The 3,182-nt window shown below is 74.5% G+C and carries 4 protein-coding genes; 3 read left to right on the top strand and 1 reads right to left on the bottom strand.

The genetic code is table 11. The features are described from left to right. Positions 1–506 (top strand): hypothetical protein (locus L1885_RS26125; RefSeq protein WP_235799631.1); only part of this gene is annotated, 506 nt, incomplete at its 5' end. Positions 507–615: 109 nt separating this feature from the next. Then, on the top strand, positions 616–1,020 hold the full coding sequence (locus L1885_RS26120; RefSeq protein ID WP_235799630.1) for a peptidase M23: 405 nt from the start codon (positions 616–618) through the stop codon (positions 1,018–1,020). A 313-nt stretch (positions 1,021–1,333) separates the two neighbouring features. On the opposite strand, the gene L1885_RS26115 is transcribed toward L1885_RS26120, so the two are convergent. Further along, on the bottom strand, positions 1,334–2,056 hold the full coding sequence (locus L1885_RS26115; RefSeq protein WP_235799629.1) for an HNH endonuclease family protein: 723 nt from the start codon (positions 2,054–2,056) through the stop codon (positions 1,334–1,336). Positions 2,057–2,500: 444 nt separating this feature from the next. On the opposite strand from L1885_RS26115, the gene L1885_RS26110 reads away from it, so the two are divergent. Beyond that, positions 2,501–3,085 carry a TMEM165/GDT1 family protein gene (locus tag L1885_RS26110; RefSeq protein ID WP_235799628.1) on the top strand — a complete coding sequence of 195 codons (585 nt, stop codon included), beginning with the start codon at positions 2,501–2,503 and terminating at the stop codon, positions 3,083–3,085. Positions 3,086–3,182: the final 97 nt, after the last annotated feature.

The raw sequence follows: 3,182 nt of genomic DNA, 5'->3' as shown, positions 1-3,182 counted from the left end.
CCGCGGACGACACCATCGCCGTGCCGCACGGTCTGTGGGAGCGGGTGCGCGCCGCGCCGGAGCAGGCACCACCGCGCCGCCGGCTCGCCGGCAGGCCCCTCGCCGCCGTGCTCGCGGCGGTCGTGGTCGTGGCGGTCGCGCTCGGCTCGTGGCTCGTCGTACGGCCGGACGGCGGGGGCGGACCGGTCCCTCCGGCGGGGTCGCGGCCGGTGGTCATCACCGTCTACAACGTCGAGCGGGACTGCCGGCAGCCCCGCACCGCGAACTGCGCGCTGCGCGTCGCCGTGGATCCGCACGCCCGTTACGCGGCGCCCGGAAACCGCGCGGGAGCGGTCTGGAACGGCGACCGCCTCACCGCGAGCTGCGCCGTCGAGGGCACGACCGTGCGCGACGAGGTGGGCCACGCGTCGGCCCGCTGGTACCGCGTGCGCGGACCCCACGGCCTGAAGGGCTGGCTGCCCGGCGTGCGGACGCGCGACGCGGGCGCGGTACCCGACTGCGTGTGAGGATGATCTGTGACGCACGCCACATGGCGGTGTGTCATACGGGCGGCCCGCCCCGGACGTGTACCGCGCGAGTGGGCCGCACGGCCCGCACGACAGAAACGGGGTTCCCATGATCCGCATCCACGGCCGCCCTGCGGCCCGCCGCCCGCGCGCGGCAGCCGTCCTCGTCACCGCCGCGGCGGCGGCCGCCGCGCTGCTGGTGCCCACCGCGTCCGCCTCGGCCGGCCCCGCGCCGGCGAGTCCCGCCTCGGCCGACCCCGGCGTACCGGTGACGGTCTGGGCGAGCAACGTGCGCCTGCACAACGCGCCGCACGTCGCCGCTCCCTCGCCGGCCGAGTTCGGACCCGGCGAGCTGATCGACATCTGCCAGACGCCCGGCGACACGGTCACCGAGCCCCAGGGCACGAGCAGTTGGTGGTCCCTGGTCGAACTGCCCGGCGGAAGTGACGCGTTGTACATGAGCAACGTGTTCATCAAGGGCGGCGAGAAGATCGCGGGCGTCCCGGACTGCTGACCCGTCCGGCCGCCGCGTGCGGTGGCCGGCGCCGTGCGCACCCGGGTGACCGCCGGGTCCGCACGGCCGTCGGCCGCTGCGCCGGAGGTCCGGGACGGTGGCGCGGCACGCGCTCCCTTCGACCACGGGGGTGCCGAAGGGAGCGTGTCCGCCGGAGCTCTCGGGCCGCCGCCGTGCCCGTTGCCCGGTGCCGGGCGCGCGGCGTCCGGCACCCGGTGTCCACCGCCGCCGGTCTCCGCCCCGGCCCGCAGGTCGTCGACGGCCTCCGACCCCGCCGGCGGCGGTCGACGCTGCCCGGCAGGGTCGGCAGGGGTCAGCAGCCGTTGAGGACGCCCTGCAGGGCCGTCTTCTCCGCCGAGTCGACCGACAGGTCGTAGTAGTGCTTCACCTGCACGTACATCCGCGCGTACGTGCAGTGGTACGAGGCGCTCGGCGGCAGCCACTCCGCCGGGTCGCGGTCGCCCTTCGACTCGTTGACGTTGTCGGTGACGGCGATCAGCTGCGGACGGGTGAGGTCGTTCGCGAACGCCTGCCGCTGGGCGGTCGTCCAGGCCGAGGCGCCGGACTGCCAGGCCTCCGCGAGCGGGACCACGTGGTCGATGTCCACGTCCGACGCCGCGGTCCAGGTGGCGCCGTCGTAGGCCGAGTGCCAGGTGCCGGCGGTCGCGGCACAGCCGGAGTCGGTGCTCACGCCCGTGCCGTCGCGCTTGAGCACGACTTCCCGGGTGTCGCAGGTGCCGGACTGGATGATCCAGTGCGGGAACTTGTCCCGGCTGTACCCGCTGGTCGAGCCCTCCGCCTTGACCGTCAGCCCGCTCAGGTAGCTGCGTGCCGTGGAGGCGGCGATCGGAGTGGGCGGCGCGGCCTGCGCCGCCGGCGCCGTGAGGACCCCGGCCGCGGTCACGAGCGCGGCGGCCGCCGCGGCGAGGCCGCCGGCCGACAGCAGGCCCCGGCGGGTGCGGGTGCGGGTGCGGGGCCGGGCGTCGTGGGAGGCGGGACGGGCGGGGTGCGAGTGACGCGCGTAGATCTGCGGCATGCGTGTACTCCCTCGGTGGGGGTGTGGAGGACAACTCGGCTGCCAGCGTGGCGAAGTGGGGTTTCCGCGAAGCGGTCGCCGGATGACAGCTTGGCGTCGTGTGCACGTCAGGGACAAGAGGGCGTGCGTGATCCGGGCCACCCCGGCCGCCCGGGCGGGGCGGCCCGAACGCGCCGTGACGTAGGGTGGTGGGTGCAGAAGGGGAGTAGCTCTACGCCGGACCGTCGACATGCTGCTGGGCCCAGGAACACGTTCCTGACCTGGCCGGCGCCCGGGGACGACCGCTCGCGCGGTGTGTCAGCGAGACCTTCGGCCGCAGTGTTTGTGGTGCCACCACCGGCATGCCCGCCGGGGGTCCGACGACGCTGCCGTGCCGACGTGGTCGTTCCTTCGTGCGATTCGCCTCTCGGTGCGGTGCGCCCGACCGATTGAGGAAAACGACCAGTGATCAGTTTCACCGTCATGGCGATCGTCTTCGGCGTGATCTTCCTTGCCGAACTGCCGGACAAGACTGCTCTCGCCGGCCTGATGCTGGGGACCCGCTACCGGGCCTCGTACGTGTTCGTGGGGGTCGCGGCGGCCTTCACCGTCCATGTCGCGCTGGCCATCGCGGCCGGCAGCGTCCTGACCCTGCTGCCCCACCGGCTCGTGCAGGGGGTGGTGGCCGCGCTCTTCCTCGCGGGCGCGGCGGTCCTCCTGTTCAAGAAGACCGAGGAGGAGGACGAGGAGATCAAGCCGCCCGCCGACCAGTCCTTCTGGAAGGTGGCGGGGGCCGGCTTCATGCTCATCCTGGTGGCCGAGTTCGGCGACCTGACCCAGATCATGACCGCCAACCTCGCGGCCCGCTACGACAGTCCCGTGTCCGTCGGCATCGGCGCGGTCCTCGGGCTGTGGGCCGTGGGCGGCCTCGGCATCCTCGGCGGCCGGACGCTCATGAAGCACGTGCCGTTGCGGCTGATCACCAAGATCGCCGCGCTGGTGATGGTCGCGCTCGCCGGCTTCAGCATCTACGAGGCGGTCGCGGGCTGAGCGGCCCTTGGCCCGCAGCGCCGGATGGCGCTCGCGGCCCCGGGTCGCGACCGCCGGCGGGGCCGGTCCGCGGACGGCCGGCCGCGGCGGCGCGTAC

The sequence above is a fragment of the Streptomyces fuscigenes genome (assembly GCF_021556455.1).
In the GTDB taxonomy this organism is placed as follows: domain Bacteria; phylum Actinomycetota; class Actinomycetes; order Streptomycetales; family Streptomycetaceae; genus Streptomyces; species Streptomyces fuscigenes.
Note: the sequence above shows the minus strand (reverse complement) of the source record. Positions and strands in the feature narration are given on the sequence as shown.